Origin of the sequence: Shewanella waksmanii ATCC BAA-643, from assembly GCF_000518805.1 — a bacterium.
Classification (GTDB): Bacteria; Pseudomonadota; Gammaproteobacteria; order Enterobacterales; family Shewanellaceae; genus Shewanella; species Shewanella waksmanii.
Genome location: NZ_JAEH01000001.1, coordinates 219,129 through 242,141, shown reverse-complemented (window position 1 = coordinate 242,141; position 23,013 = coordinate 219,129). Strand labels below are relative to the sequence as shown.

At 47.0% G+C, this 23,013-nt stretch carries 25 protein-coding genes; 18 read left to right on the top strand and 7 right to left on the bottom strand.

From position 1 onward, the window contains the following. Positions 1-173 precede the first annotated feature (173 nt). The 13 genes from L865_RS0101140 (at position 174) to L865_RS0101080 (ending at position 12,458) form a co-directional block, all read left to right on the top strand. Complete coding sequence (locus L865_RS0101140; RefSeq protein ID WP_028771540.1) at positions 174-1,436, top strand: efflux RND transporter periplasmic adaptor subunit; 1,263 nt, start codon at positions 174-176, stop codon at positions 1,434-1,436. Positions 1,437-1,445: 9 nt separating this feature from the next. Then, on the top strand, positions 1,446-1,694 hold the full coding sequence (locus tag L865_RS0101135; protein ID WP_028771539.1) for a hypothetical protein: 249 nt from the start codon (positions 1,446-1,448) through the stop codon (positions 1,692-1,694). Positions 1,695-1,713: 19 nt separating this feature from the next. Beyond that, entirely contained in the window at positions 1,714-2,436 is a 723-nt protein-coding gene (locus L865_RS0101130; RefSeq protein WP_028771538.1) for an ABC transporter ATP-binding protein, read from the top strand. A 9-nt stretch (positions 2,437-2,445) separates the two neighbouring features. After that, positions 2,446-3,747 carry an ABC transporter permease gene (locus L865_RS0101125; protein ID WP_028771537.1) on the top strand — a complete coding sequence of 434 codons (1,302 nt, stop codon included), beginning with the start codon at positions 2,446-2,448 and terminating at the stop codon, positions 3,745-3,747. Between the two features lie 11 nt (positions 3,748-3,758). Further along, positions 3,759-4,970, top strand: coding sequence for an ABC transporter permease (locus L865_RS0101120; RefSeq protein ID WP_028771536.1), 1,212 nt, complete (start codon positions 3,759-3,761; stop codon positions 4,968-4,970). 113 nt (positions 4,971-5,083) lie between these two features. Further along, the gene (locus tag L865_RS0101115) at positions 5,084-6,478 is read left to right on the top strand and encodes a sigma-54-dependent transcriptional regulator (protein WP_028771535.1); all 1,395 of its coding nucleotides are present in this window, start codon (positions 5,084-5,086) and stop codon (positions 6,476-6,478) included. Positions 6,479-6,505: 27 nt separating this feature from the next. Then, positions 6,506-7,840: a sensor histidine kinase gene (locus L865_RS0101110; protein WP_028771534.1), complete on the top strand. Its 1,335-nt coding sequence runs from the start codon at positions 6,506-6,508 to the stop codon at positions 7,838-7,840. Positions 7,841-7,974: 134 nt separating this feature from the next. Then, positions 7,975-9,627 (top strand): FAD-dependent oxidoreductase, encoded by a 1,653-nt coding sequence (locus L865_RS0101105; RefSeq protein ID WP_028771533.1) that lies wholly within the window; start codon positions 7,975-7,977, stop codon positions 9,625-9,627. Between the two features lie 29 nt (positions 9,628-9,656). Next, positions 9,657-10,064 (top strand): YeeE/YedE family protein, encoded by a 408-nt coding sequence (locus L865_RS0101100; RefSeq protein ID WP_028771532.1) that lies wholly within the window; start codon positions 9,657-9,659, stop codon positions 10,062-10,064. A 9-nt stretch (positions 10,065-10,073) separates the two neighbouring features. Continuing rightward, positions 10,074-10,535 (top strand): DUF6691 family protein, encoded by a 462-nt coding sequence (locus L865_RS0101095; RefSeq protein ID WP_028771531.1) that lies wholly within the window; start codon positions 10,074-10,076, stop codon positions 10,533-10,535. Between the two features lie 278 nt (positions 10,536-10,813). Then, positions 10,814-11,206 carry a curli production assembly/transport protein CsgE gene (locus L865_RS0101090; protein ID WP_028771530.1) on the top strand — a complete coding sequence of 131 codons (393 nt, stop codon included), beginning with the start codon at positions 10,814-10,816 and terminating at the stop codon, positions 11,204-11,206. A 58-nt stretch (positions 11,207-11,264) separates the two neighbouring features. Next, positions 11,265-11,654: a curli assembly protein CsgF gene (locus L865_RS0101085; RefSeq protein ID WP_028771529.1), complete on the top strand. Its 390-nt coding sequence runs from the start codon at positions 11,265-11,267 to the stop codon at positions 11,652-11,654. Positions 11,655-11,657: 3 nt separating this feature from the next. Next, entirely contained in the window at positions 11,658-12,458 is an 801-nt protein-coding gene (locus L865_RS0101080) for a CsgG/HfaB family protein (RefSeq protein ID WP_028771528.1), read from the top strand. 66 nt (positions 12,459-12,524) lie between these two features. Here the strand turns inward: L865_RS0101080 and L865_RS0101075 are convergent, their stop codons facing one another. Then, positions 12,525-13,100 (bottom strand): TetR/AcrR family transcriptional regulator, encoded by a 576-nt coding sequence (locus L865_RS0101075; RefSeq protein WP_028771527.1) that lies wholly within the window; start codon positions 13,098-13,100, stop codon positions 12,525-12,527. Between the two features lie 33 nt (positions 13,101-13,133). After that, positions 13,134-14,552, bottom strand: a complete 1,419-nt coding sequence (locus L865_RS0101070) for a coniferyl aldehyde dehydrogenase (protein WP_028771526.1) — start codon at positions 14,550-14,552, stop codon at positions 13,134-13,136. Between the two features lie 232 nt (positions 14,553-14,784). On the opposite strand from L865_RS0101070, the gene L865_RS0101065 reads away from it, so the two are divergent. Then, entirely contained in the window at positions 14,785-15,216 is a 432-nt protein-coding gene (locus L865_RS0101065) for a universal stress protein (protein WP_028771525.1), read from the top strand. A gap of 2 nt (positions 15,217-15,218) precedes the next feature. Here the strand turns inward: L865_RS0101065 and L865_RS0101060 are convergent, their stop codons facing one another. Beyond that, positions 15,219-15,806: a TetR/AcrR family transcriptional regulator gene (locus tag L865_RS0101060; protein WP_028771524.1), complete on the bottom strand. Its 588-nt coding sequence runs from the start codon at positions 15,804-15,806 to the stop codon at positions 15,219-15,221. A 130-nt stretch (positions 15,807-15,936) separates the two neighbouring features. Between L865_RS0101060 and L865_RS0101055 the strand changes: the two genes are divergently transcribed. From L865_RS0101055 to L865_RS0101040, 4 genes are all read left to right on the top strand, one after another. Further along, a complete protein-coding gene (locus tag L865_RS0101055; protein WP_028771523.1) occupies positions 15,937-16,992 on the top strand; it encodes an alkene reductase in 1,056 nt (351 codons plus the stop codon). Positions 16,993-17,243: 251 nt separating this feature from the next. Continuing rightward, positions 17,244-17,690, top strand: coding sequence for a hypothetical protein (locus L865_RS0101050; protein WP_051484369.1), 447 nt, complete (start codon positions 17,244-17,246; stop codon positions 17,688-17,690). 88 nt (positions 17,691-17,778) lie between these two features. Next, positions 17,779-18,474 (top strand): HupE/UreJ family protein, encoded by a 696-nt coding sequence (locus L865_RS0101045; protein ID WP_028771521.1) that lies wholly within the window; start codon positions 17,779-17,781, stop codon positions 18,472-18,474. A gap of 30 nt (positions 18,475-18,504) precedes the next feature. Then, on the top strand, positions 18,505-19,200 hold the full coding sequence (locus L865_RS0101040; protein ID WP_051484368.1) for a hypothetical protein: 696 nt from the start codon (positions 18,505-18,507) through the stop codon (positions 19,198-19,200). Between the two features lie 103 nt (positions 19,201-19,303). On the opposite strand, the gene L865_RS0101035 is transcribed toward L865_RS0101040, so the two are convergent. Genes L865_RS0101035 through L865_RS22810 form a run of 4 tightly spaced genes read right to left on the bottom strand, consistent with a single transcriptional unit; the run spans position 19,304 to position 22,876 of the window. Further along, on the bottom strand, positions 19,304-20,062 hold the full coding sequence (locus L865_RS0101035; protein WP_028771519.1) for a sulfite exporter TauE/SafE family protein: 759 nt from the start codon (positions 20,060-20,062) through the stop codon (positions 19,304-19,306). A 19-nt stretch (positions 20,063-20,081) separates the two neighbouring features. Next, a complete protein-coding gene (locus L865_RS0101030) occupies positions 20,082-20,636 on the bottom strand; it encodes a DUF924 family protein (RefSeq protein WP_028771518.1) in 555 nt (184 codons plus the stop codon). Positions 20,637-20,646: 10 nt separating this feature from the next. Continuing rightward, positions 20,647-22,161 carry a PH domain-containing protein gene (locus tag L865_RS0101025; RefSeq protein WP_037470263.1) on the bottom strand — a complete coding sequence of 505 codons (1,515 nt, stop codon included), beginning with the start codon at positions 22,159-22,161 and terminating at the stop codon, positions 20,647-20,649. Beyond that, a complete protein-coding gene (locus tag L865_RS22810) occupies positions 22,142-22,876 on the bottom strand; it encodes a PH domain-containing protein (protein ID WP_051484367.1) in 735 nt (244 codons plus the stop codon). The genes L865_RS0101025 and L865_RS22810 overlap by 20 nt, the downstream gene beginning before the upstream one ends. Positions 22,877-23,013 lie beyond the last annotated feature (137 nt).

Genomic DNA, 23,013 nt, shown 5'->3' with positions numbered 1-23,013 from the left:
GTTGTCCGGTCACTTTTACAGTGTCCGCGGACACTTTTGAACTGACCGTTACTAGCGGATATATCAATAAGTTTAATAAAATCAATGACTAGTGTTTTTTGGCACGGCAATTGTAATAACTCTTACATTATTGATGAAAACCGCTGTAGCGGACACTGTAAAGGAATAACACCATGATTAAGGATACCAGCGCACAAGATAAGGTCGTTGCCCCCAGCATCAAACGTAAGCTTAAGTGGCCTACCATTGTGGGTATTGGTGTGGTGATGCTGTCGGGATTAGTCTGGGCGAGTGTCGGCAGCAGTGGTGTGAGTAAATCAATCAATCGTGGCGAACTGCGTTTTGCCATGCTAGAGCAAGGGACGTTAACCCGCGATATCGCCACTACCGGTAAAATTGTCGCCGCTAATGCCCCAATCCTATACAGCCCTGAGCGCGGCACAGTGACCTTAATCGCTAACCCAGGTGACCGAGTTGAGCAAGGTCAAGTGGTGGCAACCATAGAAAGCCATAGCCTAACCAACAGTTTAAAGCAGCAAGAAGCACTGTTAGAAGGAATGCAAAGCGCACTAGAGCGGGCACGCCTTGATGCAAGACGTGAGCAGTTAAAGGCGCAGCAAACCATTGATATGGCCAAAGTGGATTTAGAGGCTGCCGACCGCGAGAGTCGCCGTGGTGACAAGCTGATTGAGAACAAGCTGATTTCTAAAATTGACTTTGAAAAAAGCAAAGATGATCTCCACAAAGCCAAGTTGCTGTTTGCTCACGCTAAACAAGAAGCCAGTTTGATGAAAGATACCTTGAGTTTTGAAGTGAAGAACAAAGCACTTGAGGTCGACCGTCAAGCATTGGTGGTATCAGATCTACAACGTCAGGTGGCCGCGCTGAACATTATCGCGCCGGTTGGCGGCATCATTGGTAACTGGTTAACCGAGCAAAAGGCTCGTATTGATCAAAGCCAACCCATCCTCACCGTTGTTGACTTAAGTGCATTTGAAGCGGAATTGGCCGTACCTGAATCCTATGCCGATGAGTTAGGACTTGGCATGGATGTGGAGCTGAGCTTCGGCACGGTCACGATACTCGGTAAGGTGTCATCTATCTCGCCTGAAGTGAGAAATCGTGAAGTGACCGCTAGAGTACGCTTTACCCAAAAAGACAGTTTAAAACTACGTCAAAACCAACGTTTATCTGCCCGAGTGCTGTTAGAAAATCGACCGAATGTGTTGATGGTGAAACGCGGCGCATTTGTGTCTTCGGGTGGCGGTCGTGCTGTGTATAGCATGAACGATGACATTGCGACCTTGACCGAAATTCAATTAGGCGCTCGCAGCATGAGTCACATTGAAGTGATAGCAGGTGGCGAAGTGGGTGACACCTGGGTGATTTCCAGTGTTGAGCCATTTAGCAATGCTGAGCAAGTATTGGTTCGCTAGGAGGCTATGATGCAGAGCTTAGTAATGAATAAACATAAATTAGTCACCCTATTAGCCCTTGCCTTGCTGCTAGTGGCGACGCACAACCTAACAGCAAATCCAGCAGATTGGTTTTTGTTAGGCCTGAATATTATCGACATGTCCGCGCCAGCGGTTGAGTCGAGCAACGAGTTTGCTGAAGTGGTTCATCAAAGTATGGACCTTGCAGAAGTCTTAATCTCTATCGCTGAACAGGTTTGTTCAAGCGTAACGTATTAATTTTAAAGGAATGAATTTTATGCTTTCAATGAAGAACATCAACAAGGTATTTAAAACCGACTTAGTGGAAACCCATGCGTTACGTGATTTTAATCTTGAGGTGAAAGAGGGCGAGTTTGTTGCGGTCACCGGCCCTTCTGGTTCTGGTAAAACCACGTTTCTTAATATTGCTGGCTTGCTTGAAGGTTTCACCAATGGTGATTATTTTCTGGATGGCGTCAATATTTCCAACCTTAGCGACAACAAAAGCGCTGCCATCAGAAACGAGAAAATTGGCTTCATTTTTCAGGGATTTAATCTAATTCCTGATTTGAACCTAGCGGAGAACGTGGAAGTGCCGTTGCGCTACCGTGGTTTTAGCCGTAGCGAGCGAGATAAGCGCGTAAAGCAAGCACTGGAGCAAGTGGGGCTAGGTGCCAGAATGAAACACCTGCCAGCACAGCTATCAGGTGGTCAGCAGCAGCGGGTAGCCATTGCCAGAGCACTTGCCGGAGAGCCAAGATTCTTATTAGCGGATGAGCCAACGGGTAACTTAGACAGCATGATGGCGCGCCAAGTTATGGAGCTGCTCGAAGACATCAATAAAGCTGGCACAACCATTATTATGGTGACCCATGACCCTGAATTGGCACGTCGTGCCCAGCGCAATATTCAAATTGTCGATGGTCAGGTGTGTGACTTTACCATGTACCAAGGCGGTCAACCGCAGCTGGTTAGCGACAATGTTCAGGCTGTGAGCTAAGGAGGGCGTATGTTTTTCTATTATCTAGATTTAGCTTGCCGCAGTATTAAGAAAACGCCTTTTTTATCAGTGTTAATGGTGCTTGCCATCTCTATTGGAATTGGCATCACTATCACTACCTTGAACATATACAAAATGGCCTCGGTAAATCCAGCTGGCGAGCGTTCTGACAAGTTATTTGCCGTGCAACTGTGGAGCCAAGGTGAAGATTCATGGGATGAGTTTAATCCGCAGATCACTTATCAAGACTCGTTTAACTTACGCCGTGGTGATATTCCAGTAAGACAAACCCCGATGTTCAGAACGGGTGGGGCGATTCAAACTGATAATCCAGATTTAGCGCCCATTCTTGAGGGAGTGCGCGTGACCGATAGCGACTTCTTTAGTTTGTTTTCTGTGCCGTTTTTATATGGCCAAGCATGGGATAAAAGTGTTGACCAGCAGGCCAAATATGAAGTGGTGATCAATGCCGATCTAAACCAGCAGCTATTTGGTGGCGAGAACAGTGTTGGGCGCACACTCTATATTAATCGCAAACCCTACAAAGTTGTCGGTGTAGTGGATCACTGGAGCCCTAAGCCAAAATATTATGATGTGAACAACGGTGCTTTTAATGATTCTGAGCAAGTATTCGTGCCATTTTCGCTTACGCCCATTGAAGAGTATCAAAGTTGGGGTAACAACCAAGGTTGGAAGCATGAAGATACCCGTACAGTGGCAGCAAAAATTGTTTCAGAGCAGCACTGGTTACAGTACTGGGTTGAGCTAAAAGATCAACATGATGTCGAGCTATATACCGCTTGGGTGCGTAGTTATATTGAGCAACAGCAAGCACCTGGACGTTTTAACTCGCCCAATGCCGATGTACAAATTATGGATGTCGCCGACTGGTTAATCGAAAACCAAGTGGTCGCCGAAGACAACAAAGTATTGGTGGGCTTAAGTGCATTGTTTTTAGTGGTGTGCTTGGTCAACATGCTGGGTTTGCTACTGGCTAAATTCCTGAAACGGGCGCCAGAAGTGGGTGTTCGCCGCGCCATTGGTGCAAGTCGCGCGCAAATATTTTCGCAGCATATGGTGGAAGTCGGCTTAATTGGCTTTTGCGGCGGCATAATCGGGCTACTTTGGGCTTGGGGCGCCTTGTCATTACTGGCGGCTAAGTTTGAATTAGAACAAGCGCTAACTTCACTTGATATGAGTATGTGGCTGGTTGCACCCACAATCGCAATTTCTGCGGCTTTGGTTGCCGGTATCTATCCCGCTTGGCGGGTGTGTAGTACCAACCCAAGCATTTATCTTAAGAGCCAATAGGAAGGCCGATTATGTTACAGATAAAACCTATTTTAAGTATGTTATTGCGCAGTAAGAGCTCGCCTCTGTTGCTGCTACTACAAATTATCTTATCGGTTGCGATTGTGGCCAATGCCAGCTTCATTATTCACGAGCGATTAGCCTTGATGGATAGAGACTCAGGCGTGGTAGAACAGGAAGTATTTGATTTTACCATGTACAGCTTCGACCCCAGTGTCGATCTTGTGCAGCAGCAACATAAAGATCTGCAGTTGATCCGTGACCTGCCAGGGGTTAAGTCGGCGACGTTCAGCAGCATGACGCCGTTAAGTGGTGGTGGTTGGTCTTCAAGCTTTACCATTGGCACCAGTGAGGAAGATGAGCGCAGCGCACCTAACTCAGCTATGTACTATGGCGACGAACAGATGGTTGACACCTTAGGGGTTAAGCTGATTGAAGGGCGTAATTTACGTCCGGAGGAGATATTACCCACATTCACCGACAGCGGCGTTAAAGGGATTGTCTCAAAAGCCTTTGCCGACCAAGCTTTTCCTGACGAATCAGCAGTAGGCAAGGTGATTTACAACGGTAATCTAGGTGAAGAGGCGATTGAGATTATTGGTGTGGTTGAGCGCCTACAAGGTGCTTGGGTTAACAGTGATAACCTTGAGTACTCGGTGATTATTGGTGTGGAGCTAACTAACGCGTTTATGCGCTATCTGGTTCGAGCCGAAGAAGGCACGTTCACCCGCTTGAAAGAGCAGATCCCAGAAGTGCTGCACAAAGATCAGAAAAACCGGGTGATTCAAAACTTCACCACCCTTACTGAACATCGCACCAGTGTATATCGTGATCACGAGCTCATGGCATCGGTATTATCTTTGATGGTGGTATTACTGCTACTTATCACTAGCTTAGGATTAACGGGAATGGTGATGTTTAATATTGAACGCCGCACTAAGCAGATAGGCACCCGCCGAGCGTTAGGGGCAACCAAACGCGATGTGGTGAGCTTGTTCTTAGTGGAGAACTATATCATCTGTTTAGTTGGCGGTGTGGTTGGCGGCCTGCTGGCGATAGCGCTTGGTCAGCAGTTAATGCAGCACTACGATCTGCCGCAGCTTGAGTGGCAATATCCGCTAGCCACCATTGTTGGCTTAGTGATTGTTACCACTTTGGCGGTGGTATTCCCGGCGACCAAAGCGGCCAAAATCTCGCCGGCGATTGCTACCCGTAGCGTGTAAGTGTAATTGAGATAACACGTTAATCACCCAGTTAAGCGGATTGCCTGTGGTATTCATAGTCAATCCGCTTTATCTTCTTAGCAGTATTTTTCCATAGATAGACATAAGGACATATGGATACGATTCTTATCGTTGATGACAATCATGCGGTTTGCAGTGCATTAGCGCTGATGTTAGAGCTCAATGATTATCACACTATCAGTTGTTATTCGCCCGATGAGGTGCTGCCGATTTTGCAGCAGCATGACATTGCCTTGGTGTTGCAAGATATGAACTTTACCCAAGACACCACTTCTGGCGAAGAAGGTAAGACGCTGTTTTATCAGATTAGAGCGCAACAACCGGCACTACCTATTATTTTGCTGACGGCATGGACACAATTGGAAGTGGCCGTTGAGCTGGTAAAGGAGGGCGCGGTTGATTACATGGGTAAGCCTTGGGATGATGACAAGCTACTTACCAGTGTTAATAATCTCATCTCTCTACATGCGCTGAGCCGTGAAAATAGCGTATTACAAAAAGCTGAACATGAGCGCATGCAGGCCCTAGATGGCGCAGACTTGTGCGGAATCGTTTTTGGCAGTGTAGCCATGCAACGCAGTGTAGACTTAGCCTTACAAGTGGCTAAATCTGACGTGTCGGTGTTGATCACGGGCCCCAATGGCGCGGGTAAAGACAAGCTAGCCGACATTATCCATGCCAATTCACCGCTAAAACATCGGCCTTTCATCAAGGTCAATATTGGCGCTTTGCCCATGGAGTTGTTGGAAGCAGAGTTATTTGGCGCCGAAGCGGGCGCTTTTACCGGCGCAAATAAGGTGCGTATTGGCCGTTTTGAAGCGGCTGACGGCGGCACACTTTTTTTAGATGAAATCGGTAACCTACCTCTATCAGGCCAAGTAAAACTGCTTAGAGTGTTGCAAACAGGCGAGTTTGAGCGTTTGGGTAGCCATCAAACTCGTAAGGTTAATGTGCGAGTTATCAGCGCTACTAATGCTGATTTGGCCGAGGATATAGCTCAGGGGCGTTTTCGCGAAGATCTGTTCTATCGTTTAAATGTCATCGAGCTTGCACTGGCTCCGTTGCAGCAACGATTGGAAGACATTATTCCATTAGCGGCGCACTTTATTGGTCAAGATTTCAGTATTGATAAGCAGGCCCAACAAGCGCTGCAGGCTCATAGTTGGCCAGGAAATGTCCGCGAACTAGAAAATGCCTGTAAACGTGCGGTGATTCTAGCCCAAGATAAGCGATTAACCACGGCTGATTTTGGCTTAGATACTTATTCGACAACCGCCGCGCTGAATCAAGCGGTGACGCCGGCAAGCTCGGCAGTATCTGCCGCGGTTCCCTCACCACAAGAAGCAGACAAAGTGGATGTGGATAAGCACAGTATTGAGCAAGCATTGCTGCAACATAATGGCGTGATTGCGCGCGTGGCTAAGTCACTGGGGTTAAGTCGTCAGGCGTTATATCGGCGCATGGAAAAATTTGGCATTGAGAAGTAGAGCGGGTTAAAAGGAGTCTATGTCACTATGACATTACGCGTTAAATTAGTGCTCGCAGCAATGTTTGCCAGTAGCAGTGGTTTATTATTGTTATTGCTGTTTATCGTGATTGAAGTGCCCGATTTAATTGATCTTATGGGCTATACCGCCCTGGGGCTAATTGTTGCCAGTTGCTTGTTATTAAGTGGTGCCCTAGCGGCATTTTTTACTCGCACACTCGACAATAGCCTCACTGCGTTAGAGGTGGGATTACTTAATTTCAAAGACAATGACTTTAGCGTCAATATCCCAGTAACGGGTGATAAACAGCTACAAGCACTTGCCGATCTATTTAATGAATCAGCCGGTATTTTACGTAAAGAGCGTCAGTACATTTATCAGCGAGAACTGTTGCTCGATAAAGTGATTCAAAGCTCGCCCAATATCATGTTGTTGTTTGATGATCAGCAACGCATCATCTATGCCAATGACGCTGCGCGCCATGCGTTTAATCAAGGCAGCCGTATTGAAGGTTGTTTGTTGCCAGAGTTATTAGCCACCCAGCCAGAGGCGTTAGTTACGGCGCTGAATAACCCCAAAGGTGGACTGTTCACCACCGCCGGCGTTGATGGCGCCGAAGATGAAACTTGGCATTTATCCCGCGGACGGTTCATGCTCAATGGTCAATATCATCATTTATTGCTACTAAAGCAGATGACCCGAGAGTTAAATCGCCAAGAAGTGGCGGTGTGGAAAAAAGTTATCCGTATCATCAGCCATGAGTTAAATAACTCTGTCGCGCCAATCGCTTCGATGGTGAAATCTGGACGTAAAATCACCGCATCAATTGACGATCCTAAATTGGCACTGATATTCGACACCATTGAAGATCGTACTCAACATCTTAGCCAGTTTATCTTCAACTATGCCCGCTTTGCTAAATTACCATTGCCAAAGAAAACCGCGGTTGATTGGCAAAAGCTAACTGAGCAATTGCGTCAGCACTATCAATTTACTATTGAGGATAGTTTACCTCGCGAACCCGGCTATTTTGATTTGGTACAGATGGAGCAAGTGTTATTAAACTTGCTTAAAAACGCCCACGAATCGGGCTCCCAGCCCAGTGAGATTAGCTTATCTGTTCAAGTCACTCAGCTTGATGAACAACAGCGTGGGGTGATGATTGTGGTTGCCGATGCGGGCAGTGGCATGTCATCTGATGTATTGGCGCAGGCACTGCTGCCTTTCTATTCCACCAAACAAACAGGTACTGGATTAGGTCTGCCATTATGTCGTGAGATCTTAGAGGCCCATGATGGTCACATCAGTTTGCATAACCGCCAGCCACAAGGCTTAGAGGTGCGGTTATGGCTGCCGGAGTAACGGTATTGCTAGCGCAAAACTCGGTAAAAAATTGAGGTATCTCAAAGTCCGTTAGATTTTTCTAATAAAAAACTTTTGCATATAACAAGTTTTATATTACACTGCTGCATATCTTATGACGTGCAGAGGTTGAGATGAAAAAACTATTAATTGTGGGTGGAGTTGCGGGTGGTGCATCAACAGCAGCGCGAGCGCGACGTTTAAATGAAGATGCTGAAATTATCATGTTTGAACGTGGCGAGTTTGTTTCTTTTGCCAACTGTGGCTTGCCGTATCACATTAGTGGTGAAATCGAAAACCGTAGTGCGTTAGTCTTACAAACGCCGCAAAGCTTTAAAGCCCGCTTTAACGTTGATGTGCGGGTGCAACATCAAGTCATCGCGATTGATAAACGCAATCAGCAAGTCAGCGTCAAAAACCTTCAAACCGATGAAATTTATCATGAAAGCTATGATGCGCTGCTATTGTCTCCTGGCGCCGCGCCCGTTGTGCCGCCGATTCCTGGCTTGCAAAATCCGCTGACCTTTTCTTTGCGTAATATTCCCGATATGGACCGGATTATGGCGCAGATCTCAACTCAAAAACCTAAGCATGCGACGGTAGTTGGTGGCGGTTTTATCGGCTTAGAGATGGTAGAGGCACTGCGCCATATCGGTATCTCAGTGAGCTTAGTTGAGCTATCAAACCAAGTGATGGCGCCGGTGGATCTTGAGATGGCCAATATGCTGCATCAAACGTTGCTAGCGCATCAGGTGGATTTGAAACTCAATGTGGGTCTGCAAGCGGTCGAGCAGGTCGAAGCTGGCCTTGAATTACATTTGAGCAACGGCGAAACCCTGGCGACTGAAATGTTAATCACCGCAATTGGTGTTAAACCTGAGGTTCAACTCGCTGCAGAAGCGGGTCTTGCCATAGGCGAGCTAGGCGGCATTGCGGTTGATGAGCAGATGCGCACATCCGATCCAGCCATCTTTGCGGTGGGGGATGCCATTGAGTCGATTGATTTCATGACTGGCGAAAACGTGCTGGTGCCGTTGGCTGGCCCAGCTAACCGTCAAGGCCGTATTGCCGCGAACAATATTTTTGGTGCGAATGAGTCCTATAAGCGTACCCAGGGAACCGCTATTTGCCGTGTATTTGACTTGGCAGTGGCCAGTACCGGCTTAAGTGAAAAACGCCTTAAAAACATGGCATTGGACTATGACAAAATTTATGTCCACGGCGCTAGCCACGCGGGTTATTTCCCCGGAGCCCACCCAGTGTCATTGAAGCTGCTGTTTGCTCGTGAAGATGGCAAAATCCTTGGCGCCCAAGCTGTGGGTAAAGACGGCATTGATAAGCGTATCGATGTGCTAGCTGTGGCATTAAGAGCTGGCATGACAGTGCATGATTTACAAGACTTGGAGCTCACCTATGCTCCGCCTTTTGGATCAGCTAAAGATGTGCTCAATCAAGCTGGATTTGTGGCGGCGAATTACCTTAAGGGTGACACGGTATTATGCCACAGTGAAGAGGTGGCAAACCCCAGCGTAGACCAGGTGCTATTGGATGTGCGCAATCCTGGAGAGCTGGAGAAGGTGGGTAGCATTAGCGGTGCGATTAATATTCCCGTAGACCAACTGCGTGAGCGTTTAGCCGAGCTGCCAAAAGACAAGCAGATTTTAATATTCTGCCAAGTGGGACTGCGAGGTAATGTGGCCTATCGCATGCTACATAATCATGGATTTGATGCTAAAAACCTGACCGGTGGTTATAAAACATATCAGCTAGTGCAGGCACAGTTTTAACCGCCTGTAGCACTGATTAGGAGAGCGTAATGATTGCATCATTGATATGGCCTTTAGTGGGCGGACTGTTGATTGGTTTAGCGGCCATTTTGTTATTGCTGGGCAATGGTCGTATTGCGGGGATTAGTGGCATTTTTTCCCAAGCCCTATTTGAAAACAAGGGCGCTAAAGGACTGAGTTGGCCGATGGTATTTGTTATTGGCCTGCTTTTGGGAGGTGGTGGTTACCGACTGTTTTCTGATCAAGTCTTTACTGTTCAGGTTGGTATCGTGCCGTTAATTATCGCCGGTCTATTGGTTGGGGTGGGCAGCAGCCTAGGCTCGGGCTGTACCAGTGGTCATGGTATCTGCGGCATAGGTCGCTTATCTAAACGCTCAATTATCGCCACTTGTGTGTTTATTGCCAGCGGTATGCTCACCGCTACTATCGTGCACTAGGGGGTTGATATGAATAAAGGTGTTGCGCTGATCTCGGGCCTATTATTTGGTTTAGGTTTGATGGTATCTGGGATGGCCGATCCCGATAAAGTGATCGGCTTTCTAGATGTCAGTCGTATGGCTGATGGCAGTTGGGACCCAGCATTAATGATGGTAATGAGTGGCGCACTAGGTGTGTATTTGCCGCTATATTTTCTCGTGGTCAAGCCACGTATCTTTAATGGTGATAAACCACTATTTGCTGACAAATATCATTTGCCGACGGTGAAAACGGTTGACGGAAAGTTGATATTGGGCGCGATACTATTTGGTGTTGGCTGGGGAGTTGCTGGCATGTGTCCAGGGCCTGCAATTGTCAATCTAAGTAGCTTTGATCCGCTGTTTATACTGTTTGTCATTGCCATGGTCGTGGGGCAATTTCTAACTAAAGTCTGGCGTACTCGACAACAACAAACCGCCGCCTCCGGTTAGGTAAAATAACCCATATTGATTATTAAAAATATTTTGTAAGAGACGTTAAATCAGCAGTTTAGCGTCTCTTTTTTCGTCTAACTCTTCATGCAAAAGAATTATCCTAAGGTATTAAACCTACTACCTTTATCCTAGCCCTAAATGCTGGTTTATCGTGCAAATTTCATTACTGCCATGACGAATGTAGATGATTGCTGTTAAGGTGGTTTTTCTCGTTTTAGGCCGCAGCCATAGCGGACCCAAATGGCATAGTCATAACGAAGGTTAGCAAGGGAATGATGATCAAAGGATTACTCATAATAGCGCTATTATTGTTTAGCTCTGTGAGCCACACGCAAGAGAGCGATATTGAAATCAGTGGTCTGGTTATCGACCGCACGCTGACTCGCTTTGGTAAAGATTTTAGCTTTTACTACTCGAGTTATTGGCGTGACTTGCCTTTTACGCAAGGCTTTAACGTTAGCCTAAACGAAACCGTTTTTCCACAGGCTGGCACTCGCCTTACGCTTGAAGTGAATGGCCAAACACTTTATGTCACCCACTTTGGTCGGCGTGCAAGTCCGATTAAAGAGCGTGCCGAACAAGCCATATTACTCACCATTGATTATATGGCGCAGGTTCGCGCCAATGCGATTACGGGTGAGTTTGCGGATGCCGACGATGGATATTAGCAGATAGCGTCAGTGCAACACGGCTATCTCAGGGATTAAATAACTAGAGAGACAGAAAATGAATTGCAGGATGTTAATCATTGCTGCGGGGACCGCTTTTTCAATCAGTGCCCAAAGTACCGAACTTGTCTACACCCCCATCAACCCAAGCTTTGGTGGTTCACCGCTAAATGGCTCATACCTACTAAATAAAGCCAATGCACAGAATGATAATAGTGCCGATAGCAATGACAAGGATTTCGTCACCCGTTTTAAGGAGTCACTAGAGCGTAATATCATGAACACCATCACCCGCGGCGTTGCCAATGGCGAGATCAGTGATGGTATCTATGATACTGGCGATTTTCGTATTGAGGTGGCGACTATTGGCGATGGGGTGATGTTGACCATTACTAACCTGCTCAGCGGTGAAGTCACCGTGATTGAAATGCCTGTGTACGGAGTCTAACCAATGAAACAATCTATTTTAGTGTTCATTGCTCTGCTACTCGGTGGTTGCAGTCTAGTGCCAAAACCAGAGCTAAATATTCAGGAAGCTGAGCTTAATCCAATGAGTGAGACCATGCAGGCGTTGCAGGCTAAACAAGGGCCTAAGTATCCAATTCCTGTGGCTGTGTATTCTTTTAGGGACCAAACAGGGCAGTATAAACCGCAGCAAAATGTGAGCTCATTTTCCACCGCAGTGACGCAAGGGGCGACATCCATGTTGGTGCAGACCCTGTTGGATTCCAAATGGTTTACTCCCGTTGAACGTGAAGGCCTGCAGAATCTGCTCACGGAGCGTAAAATCAGTAAGAAACAGCCAAAACAGGCCAGCGACAAAGTGGTGCCACAGTTGACCAATGCTAGGTTGTTATTAGAAGGCGGCATTATCAGTTATGAAACCAATATCAATACCGGCGGTGCTGGGGTTGAATATTACGGTATTGGCGCCTCTGAAATGTACCGTGAAGATCAGGTTACCATCTATTTGCGTGCGGTTGATGTGCATACTGGTAAGGTGCTGATGTCGGTATCGACCACTAAACGGGTGTTTTCTCAGGAGATGCGGGCTGGCCTAATCCGTTTCACCAGTTTAAACCGCTTAGCTGAAGCTGAAGTGGGTTTCACCACCAATGAGCCAGTGCAGTTTTGTGTGCTGCAGGCGATTGAGCTAGCGGTATCAGAGATCGTCGATAAAGGTGTCGCATTAGGTTATTGGTCTCCCGCGACTGAGGTGCAAACAGAATCGACCTTAGGCGCGTCATCTTAGACGTTGCTCAACATTAGTAAAAAAGCCCAGTGAGCAAGCTCATTGGGCTTTTTTATTGGTTCCTTTTCAGGCTACAGGCCGCATTGATTGCCAGAATAGTTGAAAGCTAGCTTCGCGGTGTGGTTCATCTTGCCAAAGCTCTGGATTGTCTAAGAAAAACCGCGTGGTCGCAATATATTGACCATGGCAGCTTTCGCGCATCAGCGCTAATGGGTGTTTAGCTAACAATCCTGCCTGTTGCCCTTGTTTAATCAGCTGTTCAATAAAGCTTAAGATACCTGTCATAGCTTGCTCTCTAACCTGGTGAGCAACCGAGGGCGACAGCGAGTATTGACTAAAAAACTCCTGCTTTAACGGGTTCTCCATGGCCCAGCCAATGGCACCCAGCCACAAGGTTCGTGCGTCGGCTTGTAAATCGCCACTGGCTTGCAAATTGTCGACCATGGCGTCAGCAAACTGCTGCTTTATTGACAAATATAAGTGATTCATCAGTGCATCTTTCGATGCAAAATGATGAAACAAGGTCCCTGTTGCTACCCCTGCTTGGCGCGCGATTGAGGCGGTAGATGTAGCATAAAATCCCTGCTGTACAAAGAGTTCAAGGGCAGTATCGAGTAAGGCCTGTTTTTTATCTTTTGCCATAGTTTATTTACTTCTTTAACGGTGACACAGCGCTTAGCGCACGAAAAACTTCATCAACATTTGTTGCAGTTTATTGCCATAAGGTGGATGAACTATCTTACCTGTATTGAGCTTACCGCGTTGTAAAATGGTTTTGGCATGGCTCATGGTGAGGAAACCTTCTTTACCATGATAATGCCCCATACCTGACGGACCGATCCCGCCAAATGGCGCATCGTCAGCAGCCACATGAAATATGGCATCATTGATACATACGCCGCCGGAATGAGTTTGGTTGAGGATCTGTTGCTGTACCCCAGAATCGAAACTCATGATATATAAAGCCAGCGGTCGTGGGCGTTGATTTACATATTCAATGGCTTGAGGTAGACCGTCGTACTCGATAATTGGCAGTATCGGGCCAAAGATCTCATCTTGCATCACCAACATGTCATCATTGACACCACTGATAAGTTGGGTGGGCATTTTTCGGTGAACGGCGCTTTGAGTTTCATTGCTCGCTGCGACCACCGTCGCGCCTTTGTCTTTCGCATCTTGCAGTACCGCTTGCAGTCTATCAAACTGGCGTTGATTGATAATGGCGCCGTAATCGTCATTATTAGCGACTTGGCCATACATGCTGGTAAATTTGGCTTGGTAGGCTGCAATAAAACTTGCCGTTTTTCCTCGTGGCACCAGTACATAGTCTGGTGCGACACAGATTTGTCCCGCATTGAGGCACTTACCATAAATCAAGCGTTCCACCGCTGTCGCTATCGGCATATCTTCGGCGACTATCACCGGTGATTTGCCCCCAAGCTCTAACGTGACCGGAGTGAGGTTATCTGCGGCAGAGCGCATTACGTGACGGCCTACGGTGGTTGAGCCAGTAAATAACAAGTGATCGAACGGCAGCGCTGAAAATGCCGCAGCAACATCGGCTTCACCTTCAATTACCGCCACGCTATCTTGCTCAAACACTTCTTCGAGCATTGCGATGAGTGCTTTGTTGGTTTGCGGTGTAAATTCAGACAGCTTCAACATGGCTCGGTTGCCGGCTGCAATAGCAGTGATTAACGGGCCCACTGAAAGCATGACCGGGAAATTCCACGGCACAATAATTCCTACTACTCCAACTGGTTGATACTGAACCTTTATTTTTGCAGGTGCCAGCAGCAAGCCGGCATGGCGACGGCTAGGTTGCATCCACTTTTTAAGATGTTTAAGACTGTAGTTAATGTTATTGATGCAGGGCATGATGTCGGAAATCATGCTGTCATCCACCGACCGGTGACCATAGTCTTGTTTGAGTGCGTTGGTGAGTTTGTCTTGATGGGCAATCAGCGCCTGCTTTAGCGCTTGAAGTTGAGCGACACGCTGCGAGTATTGCGGCGCTGGGTCAGCTTGAAATGCTTGACGTTGGCTCTGCAAAATAGCGGTTAAGGTTTGTTGAGCTTCAACGGGCATATTCATAGCATCTCCTGAAAATCTTATAACCAATATTGACTAGACTGACTAGTTAGTCGGTTTATATTAAGCGACAAATAGCTTGTGGTCAAATTTAGATCAATTTGCACTAATTTTATGCGCCAAGATCATAATTTTGTCACTTATATCGGCTACAATTACATTGAATCAAAGAGTACTGTCTGGGGGAGACGGCGGAAACTCTAGCAATCAAACCACTATGGTCTAGGAGGTTGTTATGCGTACAGGTCAAATACTATGTCCTACTGACTTTTCAGAAACTGCATCACATGCACTAAGGTATGCGGTTGAAATGGCAAACTTTTATCAAGTAGGTTTTAGACTGCTGCACGTCGTTGAGCAGCCAATCGGTGATGAAGGTTTTCAGATATTGGCAATAACCCCAGAAGAGCTAGCGCAAAGCATGGAAGCGGAAGCAGCTGAAAAAATGCAGCAGCTGCTGGCACAACTCGATAGTGAACTCACCATAGAAACAGTGGTACGCCGCGGCGATCCTGCTGAGCAGATCATCAACGAAGCGGTGGACAGCAAAGCGGGTATGATAGTGATGGCAAGCCATGGCCGCAGTGGACTATCTCATTTTTTACATAACAATGTGGCTGAAGCTGTGGCTAACCGAGCGGCTTGCCCAGTATTGGTTGTCAAATAAGTCTAACGATTGGCGCAAATATCCTTGAGCAACTGGTCGGCCAGTTGCTCGAGCTCGCAAGCCTTAGGGTGTGTGTGGGCAAAGGTGCGTAAGCCATATATTCCCATCACAATATAGCGACCCAGATGTTCAGTATCTTTGCTTGGGCTTATGTCCCCTTGCGACTGAGCCAAGGCGATTTGCGCTGCGATTGCCTGTTGCCACGTGGTGAGATGTGAGCAGATAACCTGTTGGACTTCTTCATCTTGCTCGGCAATTTCATTCAACGCTTTGGTGAGTAAACACGCCTGATTAGTGTCACAGCTAAGGCACTGACTCACAATGAAATCGAGGTAGTGTTTTAGATTAATAATCGCCTTGTTATCCGCATCAAAAAACTGTTCAAATTCGCTATTTCTGTCGAGGCGGTATTGCTCCAATGACGCCAGCAGCAAACCACGCTTATTTTCAAATGCGCAGTAGATAGAACCAGGGTGTAACCCCGTTGCTTTAGTGAGGTCTTGCATGCTGGTCTTGCTATAACCTTTAGCTAAGAACGCGGTCATTGCTGAACGCAACACTTGCTGTCTATCAAATTCGGCTTGGCGCATAAATTTATGTTGGCTTCCTATGGTGGCTTAAAGGCGATTGTACTTAATTTTGAATGTTTGTTCAAAAAGTACTTGAATGATCATTCAAGTAAGTTTATCTTGAATGAATATTCAAGAAAGGGACAGCACCATGACGCAGCAACTATTTGATTCATACCAACTCAATGACACCTTAACGCTTAACAATAAAATTGTGATGGCACCACTGACTCGCTGCATGGCCGATGATGATTTGGTGCCGACAGCAGCAATGGCCGCTTATTACGGTCGCCGTGCACAGGCTGGACTGATTATTTCTGAAGCGGTGGTGATCCGCCCAGATGCGCAGGGATATCCCAATACTCCTGGTTTGTTCACCCCGCAGCAAATTCAAGGTTGGCGTCAAGTGACTGACGCGGTTCATGCTGGAGGCGGTAAGATATTTGCTCAACTTTGGCACACAGGTCGTGTGGCTCACCCGCACTTTTATCAAGATGTCACCGGTTATGATGCGGTTATGGCACCTTCGGCAGTCGCAGTGGAAGGCAGTGTGCCGCGCATGCGTGAGTTAACTTATCAAACCCCTACACCAGTTAGTCATGAACAAATTGCTCAGTTAGTGGCTGATTATTCTCAAGCTGCAGCAAATGCCATAGATGCTGGGTTTGACGGTGTCGAGATTCATGGTGCCAATGGCTATTTAATTGATCAGTTTTTGCATCATGACAGCAATCGTCGAGAAGACGAATATGGGGTTACACCAGCCAACATGGCGCGTTTCCCTCTTGCTGTGGTTGACGCTATTTGTGAGCGAATTGGTGCCGATAGGACGGCACTGCGAGTATCGCCGGGCGCGTATTTTAATATGAGTGGTGATAGCCGCGACCGCGAGGTATTCGACTACTTACTTCCTGAGTTAGAGCAACGTAACTTGGCATATCTACACATTGGTATTTTTGATGATGCGATGGAGTTTGACTATTTAGACGGTAGTGCGTCTAGTTATGTGCGTAAACACTATGCAAATACCTTAATGGGTGTGGGCAGCTACAGTGCTGAAACAGGCGCTGCCGCTATTGCCAATAACCAGTTTGATTTGTTGGCTATTGGCCGGCCGTTTATTGCCAACCCTGATTACGTTGAGCGAATAGAGCAAGGTTTGCCAGTGGTTAGTTATAGCGAAGAGATGCTGACTTCACTGGTTTAATGTTTGATTGAATGGTTTTTTCACCTCGTTGATCCTCATCATCAACCCTTTGCCACCGACTTGCGCTGTCGCTAGTCAGTGGCTTTTTTGTTATTAAGCATTCGATGAATCTTTGTTTAGTAACTAGTAGTTAAGTTAATTATCTGTTTTAATCTTGGCTCGCATGTTCGACGTCAAATTCATTTTTGTAGGTATTTATCATAACGTCCCTAAGGCAATCTAACCGAGAATTTCGGTCAAAGAGATCAACGATGATGCTAACGTTATTGTTAGTGGTATTGTTGTGCCAATTACTGGCGACGGGAATGAAATTGTCATTGCAGTATCCCAGTGGTGAGCACCCGCTAGGCAGCGAAATTAGCCATCATCACAGCCATGAGCTAGGCAATAGCCATGAGCGGGATAACAGCCATGAGCGGGATAACAGCCACAATACTCAACATCATCACCCCATCGCCTTCAATGCTGTCCAGTCAGTCGATACCTTGGCAGACTTTACCACTAAAACGTTAGATGCTGCCGGTGAACAGATAGAACATGAGCACCAAAACCACTCTCACATGCCATCACATCCACCGATGGAAGTGCAGTTTGTCAGTTTGTTTGCCCAAATCGACATAATAAAAATTGTCGATGTAGCCCAGCATTATCGTCGCGACCCGCCGCCCGTTCGTCCGCCTTTTATCCAATTAGTTTAAATCTATTTTCGATAGCTAGAACCCTAGGTTCTATCTGCAAGATATTGCTATGCCTAACACGGCATAGACTAATTGGAGTATTAAATTTATGAGCCGTTCTTTAGCGACTGCCGTTATGGCATTGCTGACGCTGCTGTGTCTGTTGACCTCATGGTCCATTGCCGCCCACGGTGTCGATGAGACTACTGGGCAATTTCTCACCGTCAACCAAGGCGTGGCCATCGTGCCATTTATCTATATTGGCGCCAAACACATGGTGACAGGTTATGACCACCTGCTGTTTTTAGTGGGGGTGATTTTCTTTCTGTTTCGTGGCAAAGATGTCTTGCTGTATGTGAGCCTATTTACTGTCGGCCACAGTATTACTTTGCTTTTTGGGGTGTTAAATGAGGTGCAGCTTAATGCCTATCTCATTGATGCCATTATTGGTTTTTCTATTGTCTATAAGGGGTTTGATAACTTAGGTGGATTCCGGCGAATGTTGGGGTATCAACCCAACACTAAGTTGGCGGTCATTATATTTGGCTTGTTCCATGGGTTTGGCTTGGCAACCAAAATTCAAGAGTTTCATTTGCCGCAACAGGGGCTGGTGAGCAATATTCTCGCTTTCAATCTCGGTGTCGAAATTGGCCAGTTTTTAGTGTTGGCTGTGGTGCTCATTGGCATGAGTTTTTGGCGTCGCCATCGCAGTTACCTGACTTTTTCTGTGGCGACTAACACGCTACTGATGAGTTGCGGCTTGATGTTGGTGGGCTTTCAGCTAACCGGCTATCTACTGAACTAAGCTAACAAGCAATTTGCAAAGGATAATATTATGAATTCGATACACCAAGAACAACACTCTCACATCCCGGTACACACAACCGCAACGCTAATCAAAGCCAGTATCATTGCCCTTTTGGTGGCCATAGTTGTGTTGCTGGTGGCCATTTTGCCCGCTGAGTACAATATCGACCCAACTGGCCTTGGAAAAGTGGCTGGATTGACTCAACTGGCCCAAGCCGAAGAGCAGCCAGCAACCGCTTCCCAAGTAGACAAACCCGCCGCGCTAGCAAGTACCTTGGTACAGTCTCCCACAGCATCGACAAAGCTGATGGCAAATGAAGAAGCGCCGTTACTGTTTGCCAAACCAGCAACTCACTTGGCCGATGCCCCTAGTGTGGCGGACATCAAAGCAGCGCGGCAAACAACTGGGGTACGCACCGATACAGTCAATATTACTATTGCTGCAGGTAAAGGCTTGGAATATAAGTTGTTGATGGATGCAGGGATGCATTTAACTTACCAGTGGCGCAGTGATAGTGCAGCACTGTATTTCGATTTTCATGGCGAGCCTCAGGGAGATAAAACCGGTTATTATGAGAGCTTTTCACTCACCACAGCCAAAGAGATGAAGGGGTCGTTGACCACACCGTTTGCTGGCTCTCATGGATGGTATTGGAAAAACAAAACCGACAAAGCAGTGGTCGTTACTCTGACCACCACAGGAGACTATCGCGTTAAAGGTTAGTGGCTTAGCAGCTAGCTATTTAAAGTACTCACAGCGCTATTGGTGGCCAGTACGCGCCGATAGCGTTGCGGGTAATTGTTTAAGGTCGCATTAGGGCAGGCGTTTAGGACAGCATTGCCGCCACAGTGCCGCATAAGGTCATAATAAATAAAAACCACTTTAAGGTATCAGCTTTGACTTTAATGGCCATTTTGACCGCCAGATGGGCACCAATCATGGTACCCGCTGCGAGTATCAAGCCCGGTAGCCACAAAATGAGGTCTTCAACAATAAATATCACCACCGAGGCTAAGGTAAATACCAAAGTACACAACACTTTGAGTGCATTGGCTCTAACTAGATCGTAGCGTAAAGAGCCAGCTAAAGCCGCGAGCAATACAAAGCCAACTCCGGCTTGAACAAATCCGCCATAAATACCCGCAATTAATAACCACCACCAGGAACTCGGGGTATCTTTTACGCGTTTGTTGGGTGTACCGAGTTCAGGTGAGATAAGCGCTGGGCGCACTAATATAACGGTGGCCATTGCCAGCATAGTGCCCAGTAATAGTGGTTTAATCCACTCAGATGGTGCGTACGCTGCGGCTATAGCACCAATAATGCCGCCCACAATGGTGGGCAGCAAAATAGGCCCGGTATCTTGGCTATCAAGTTTGCCATGTTTTTTAAAGCCAAATAACGCGGTGACCGATTGCATCAATACCGCGACTCGGTTGGTCGCATTCGCGACCTCTGCCGGCATGCCCATTACCATTAAAGAGGGTAAGGTGAGGTTAGAGCCGCCCCCTGCAAGGGTGTTAATGATTCCGGCTAAAAAGCCGGTGACAAGAAGCAAGCAACCATAGGAAAAACTGACATCCATATACTGCTCTCAATTTTAGTTAGAAGCTTGATCCCGGTTGCGATAAAAACACTAGCTCATCTTCGGTAGAAGGGCGGTTAAGAATGTGGTTGCGATGTGGATAGCGGCCAAAACGATCGATGATGGCCTTATGGCGTCGCTCAAACTCTAAGTTGCCCTTAGCGGCATCACGGCTAAATAGCACCATGGCAATTTCATGAATTTTGACCGACTCACTGTGCATGTAAGGCATATAAAGAAACGGAACTTGATTTGGCTTCAGCTCTTTATCTGCACCTTGAGTGACCGCTTCTTGTGCTAAGGTTAGCGCCATAGGATCGGCGGCAAATACACCTGGCGTGTCGCGATAGATATTGCGACTAAACTGGTCGAGCACAATGATCTCTGCCAATCGACCTTGTGGTGTGGTGCGCCAATGATAGAGTTCAGCCTTTTTTGCTTGCTCAAGCAGTCGTCCAAAACGTTGGCTTAACTGTTGATCAAACGCAGTGTCTTTCACCCACCAAAGCTTTGGATCTATTTCATCAAACCAAAATTGAATAATGTCATCTGGGGTGTATGGCAAATTCGTCACAGGCGATCTCCTATATCCAGTTATTGTGGTCTTGCTTGGTTAAATAAAGCGCGCGCTCTGCAATATAGCGCGCATCAGCCAAAGGGATGTAGGGAATAGTTTGCTCGCCGCTGGCTAAACCTAAGGTAATGGTGGCGAGTTGTTTTTTCCGTTGCCCTTTAGTTTGGCTTATTTCAACATGCTGTACTTTACGCAGTGCCACTAAATTCCAGTTTTGACTGAGCATACCGCTGTGTATCCAACAGTCATCACCTTGCAGTAAAAAGCCCCACTGACGATAACGCAAGTACAACCCCAGTACAAACAGTGCTGCCACCGTAGCCATGACTTCTGTAACGGGATTAATGCCGATACCCAACATATTCACTAGTACAATCACAGGCGGTAACCACATCCGGCGCCAAAACCAGCCAATATCAATGGATTGATACTGTTTTGGTAATGATTTCGCTTGAGCACATAGTCCGCTAAGCCGCGGTAGCAGCGTATCGATTTGGTCGCGACTCATACTGGGGATCAACATATGTCGCTGATTGACTTGCTCAATTTCGTTGCCTTGAACTTGTTTGAAGCTGACGGTCCAAAGCTTGAGCAGTCGGCCGATGAGTGGCTGGTGAAAGCGTAGCAGTTGCACTCGAGGCAGGCCGAGAGCATCGTTTTGTTTGGCAATGATGCCGCCGGTGCGGTGCACGGTTTGCTGCTTTAGGCTGAGCTGGTAGGGGTGGTATTTTAAAATCGCTGCGGTAATGGATATCAGCGATAGCAACAAGTAGATGATGATGAGACCCACTAAGGTGATAGCTACCTGGCCTAAAATACTGATGGCCGCAACTTGATCGTACCAAGCCTGAAGTTGCAGCAATAGCGGACTAAACTGTGATGACTCCCAATCTAGCTGTCCCAATATGGAGCCGGAAATCACCGAAAACCAGATTAGGTTGTTTTGATAGAGCCCAAATAAGATTAGATCCTTTACACTTTTTTGCACCACAGGCGTTTGCTGATTGTGCTGGCTGGTTGGGCTTTCAATGTCGCTGCCGTCAACTGCGCTAGCAGGCTGCTGTTTTTGCTCAAACAGTCGCTGTTTGAGCTGTAAGGCTTGCCGATAGTTAACTGCGGCTAGCACGGCTTCATCTTTTTTCGAGCCGGCGGTCTCAACCACTAAACTGTATAAGCCCATAGGTCGGAAATAGAGTGGCTGCTCCAGGCGAACATTTTGAATTCTGTTGAGGGGAATTTCGTGAGTACGTTTGAATACCAGCCCTTGGTTAATGCCTAGCTTGCCGTCATGCAGCCGGTAGCGATATTTGAGCCATTGGGTAATTGCAAAGCTCAACGTTAGCAGTATTACCGCGACAATGGCGACTATTATCCAAGGTGAGTCAAAGCCTTTTTGCCAACCGGTATAGACTACAGGGATCAGGGCGTAGCCATTACTGAGCATCGCTTTTATGGTGCCTAGGCTAAAACTGATAATTGACCAGGGTGACAGTGCTGACCACTGGCTAAAGCGGCTTGTTGTCATCGTCACTATCCTTGTTACTGTCCTTGTCATCCTGAACGCTTGGCTCAGTTGCTGGGGCATTCATTGTATTGCCTGCTGACACCTGTGCCTTTGGTGGTGGCATGTGGGTTGGTGATTGAGTGTCAGACTGGCTCGTCAGCTCATTATGCTGTTTCTCTGCCAGAGGCAAATTGGTTTTTTGTCGTAGCGCCGCTTTTGCCAGTAAGTGCTGGCGCATGGGCTCAGCACTTGTGGTGTTGATGCCGGGTAAACTAATTTCCGCATGGCCGCTACCGGCACTAAAACACTTTAAAGTATGTTGGGCAAAGTGACGCTCTATCGGGCCTTGGCTTAAGGTGACGTGTTGCAAACGACTATAAGGTAGCGCCGTTTTTTTGCGCCAAATTACGCCTTTTTGCATCACAAGCTCATCTTCAAAAACACCAAAATGAATGGATTTAGCGTGGCAAAAACGCAGGTAGCTTATGCAGCCCAAGACAATAAGCATGAGGGTGACTATTGCCAGTAACACGAGTATCGGTACGTTAATCAGCACAGGTACCACAACCGCAAGGGTTAATAGTGGCAGCGCGACTATCAGGTTTTCAGTATTGACCTGCTTGATATAATCTTGGTCGACAGCGATTAAAGGTAACTGGTCAAAACTCAGCCATTGTTGCTGTGGTTGCGGTGTCTCATTGGCTCTTGGTGGGGTCGGCATCGACTCACTGTGCATATGTAGCGTCCTTTTCTGCTTGCCTTAAACCACTATATCAGCATTAAAAACAAGGATGCCATAGGCAGACATATTGGCTAACAATATCTTTGCGACGCTCAGGTAGGACGGCGAACGGTGATTAACATTGTGGCTGA

What these genes read in the sequence shown, in the direction of transcription:
- L865_RS0101120 (WP_028771536.1), top strand. Translation starts at nt 3,759, where the DNA reads ATGTTACAGATAAAACCTATTTTAAGTATGTTATTGCGCAGTAAGAGC.
- L865_RS0101115 (WP_028771535.1), top strand. Translation starts at nt 5,084, where the DNA reads ATGGATACGATTCTTATCGTTGATGACAATCATGCGGTTTGCAGTGCA.
- L865_RS0101050 (WP_051484369.1), top strand. Translation starts at nt 17,244, where the DNA reads ATGATGCTAACGTTATTGTTAGTGGTATTGTTGTGCCAATTACTGGCG.
- L865_RS0101040 (WP_051484368.1), top strand. Translation starts at nt 18,505, where the DNA reads ATGAATTCGATACACCAAGAACAACACTCTCACATCCCGGTACACACA.
- L865_RS0101135 (WP_028771539.1), top strand. Translation starts at nt 1,446, where the DNA reads ATGCAGAGCTTAGTAATGAATAAACATAAATTAGTCACCCTATTAGCC.
- L865_RS0101140 (WP_028771540.1), top strand. Translation starts at nt 174, where the DNA reads ATGATTAAGGATACCAGCGCACAAGATAAGGTCGTTGCCCCCAGCATC.
- L865_RS0101085 (WP_028771529.1), top strand. Translation starts at nt 11,265, where the DNA reads ATGAATTGCAGGATGTTAATCATTGCTGCGGGGACCGCTTTTTCAATC.
- L865_RS0101130 (WP_028771538.1), top strand. Translation starts at nt 1,714, where the DNA reads ATGCTTTCAATGAAGAACATCAACAAGGTATTTAAAACCGACTTAGTG.
- L865_RS0101110 (WP_028771534.1), top strand. Translation starts at nt 6,506, where the DNA reads ATGACATTACGCGTTAAATTAGTGCTCGCAGCAATGTTTGCCAGTAGC.
- L865_RS0101105 (WP_028771533.1), top strand. Translation starts at nt 7,975, where the DNA reads ATGAAAAAACTATTAATTGTGGGTGGAGTTGCGGGTGGTGCATCAACA.
- L865_RS22810 (WP_051484367.1), bottom strand. Translation starts at nt 22,876, where the DNA reads ATGCACAGTGAGTCGATGCCGACCCCACCAAGAGCCAATGAGACACCG.
- L865_RS0101100 (WP_028771532.1), top strand. Translation starts at nt 9,657, where the DNA reads ATGATTGCATCATTGATATGGCCTTTAGTGGGCGGACTGTTGATTGGT.
- L865_RS0101095 (WP_028771531.1), top strand. Translation starts at nt 10,074, where the DNA reads ATGAATAAAGGTGTTGCGCTGATCTCGGGCCTATTATTTGGTTTAGGT.
- L865_RS0101045 (WP_028771521.1), top strand. Translation starts at nt 17,779, where the DNA reads ATGAGCCGTTCTTTAGCGACTGCCGTTATGGCATTGCTGACGCTGCTG.
- L865_RS0101035 (WP_028771519.1), bottom strand. Translation starts at nt 20,062, where the DNA reads ATGGATGTCAGTTTTTCCTATGGTTGCTTGCTTCTTGTCACCGGCTTT.
- L865_RS0101125 (WP_028771537.1), top strand. Translation starts at nt 2,446, where the DNA reads ATGTTTTTCTATTATCTAGATTTAGCTTGCCGCAGTATTAAGAAAACG.
- L865_RS0101075 (WP_028771527.1), bottom strand. Translation starts at nt 13,100, where the DNA reads ATGGCAAAAGATAAAAAACAGGCCTTACTCGATACTGCCCTTGAACTC.
- L865_RS0101070 (WP_028771526.1), bottom strand. Translation starts at nt 14,552, where the DNA reads ATGAATATGCCCGTTGAAGCTCAACAAACCTTAACCGCTATTTTGCAG.
- L865_RS0101055 (WP_028771523.1), top strand. Translation starts at nt 15,937, where the DNA reads ATGACGCAGCAACTATTTGATTCATACCAACTCAATGACACCTTAACG.
- L865_RS0101080 (WP_028771528.1), top strand. Translation starts at nt 11,658, where the DNA reads ATGAAACAATCTATTTTAGTGTTCATTGCTCTGCTACTCGGTGGTTGC.
- L865_RS0101025 (WP_037470263.1), bottom strand. Translation starts at nt 22,161, where the DNA reads ATGACAACAAGCCGCTTTAGCCAGTGGTCAGCACTGTCACCCTGGTCA.
- L865_RS0101065 (WP_028771525.1), top strand. Translation starts at nt 14,785, where the DNA reads ATGCGTACAGGTCAAATACTATGTCCTACTGACTTTTCAGAAACTGCA.
- L865_RS0101060 (WP_028771524.1), bottom strand. Translation starts at nt 15,806, where the DNA reads ATGCGCCAAGCCGAATTTGATAGACAGCAAGTGTTGCGTTCAGCAATG.
- L865_RS0101090 (WP_028771530.1), top strand. Translation starts at nt 10,814, where the DNA reads ATGATCAAAGGATTACTCATAATAGCGCTATTATTGTTTAGCTCTGTG.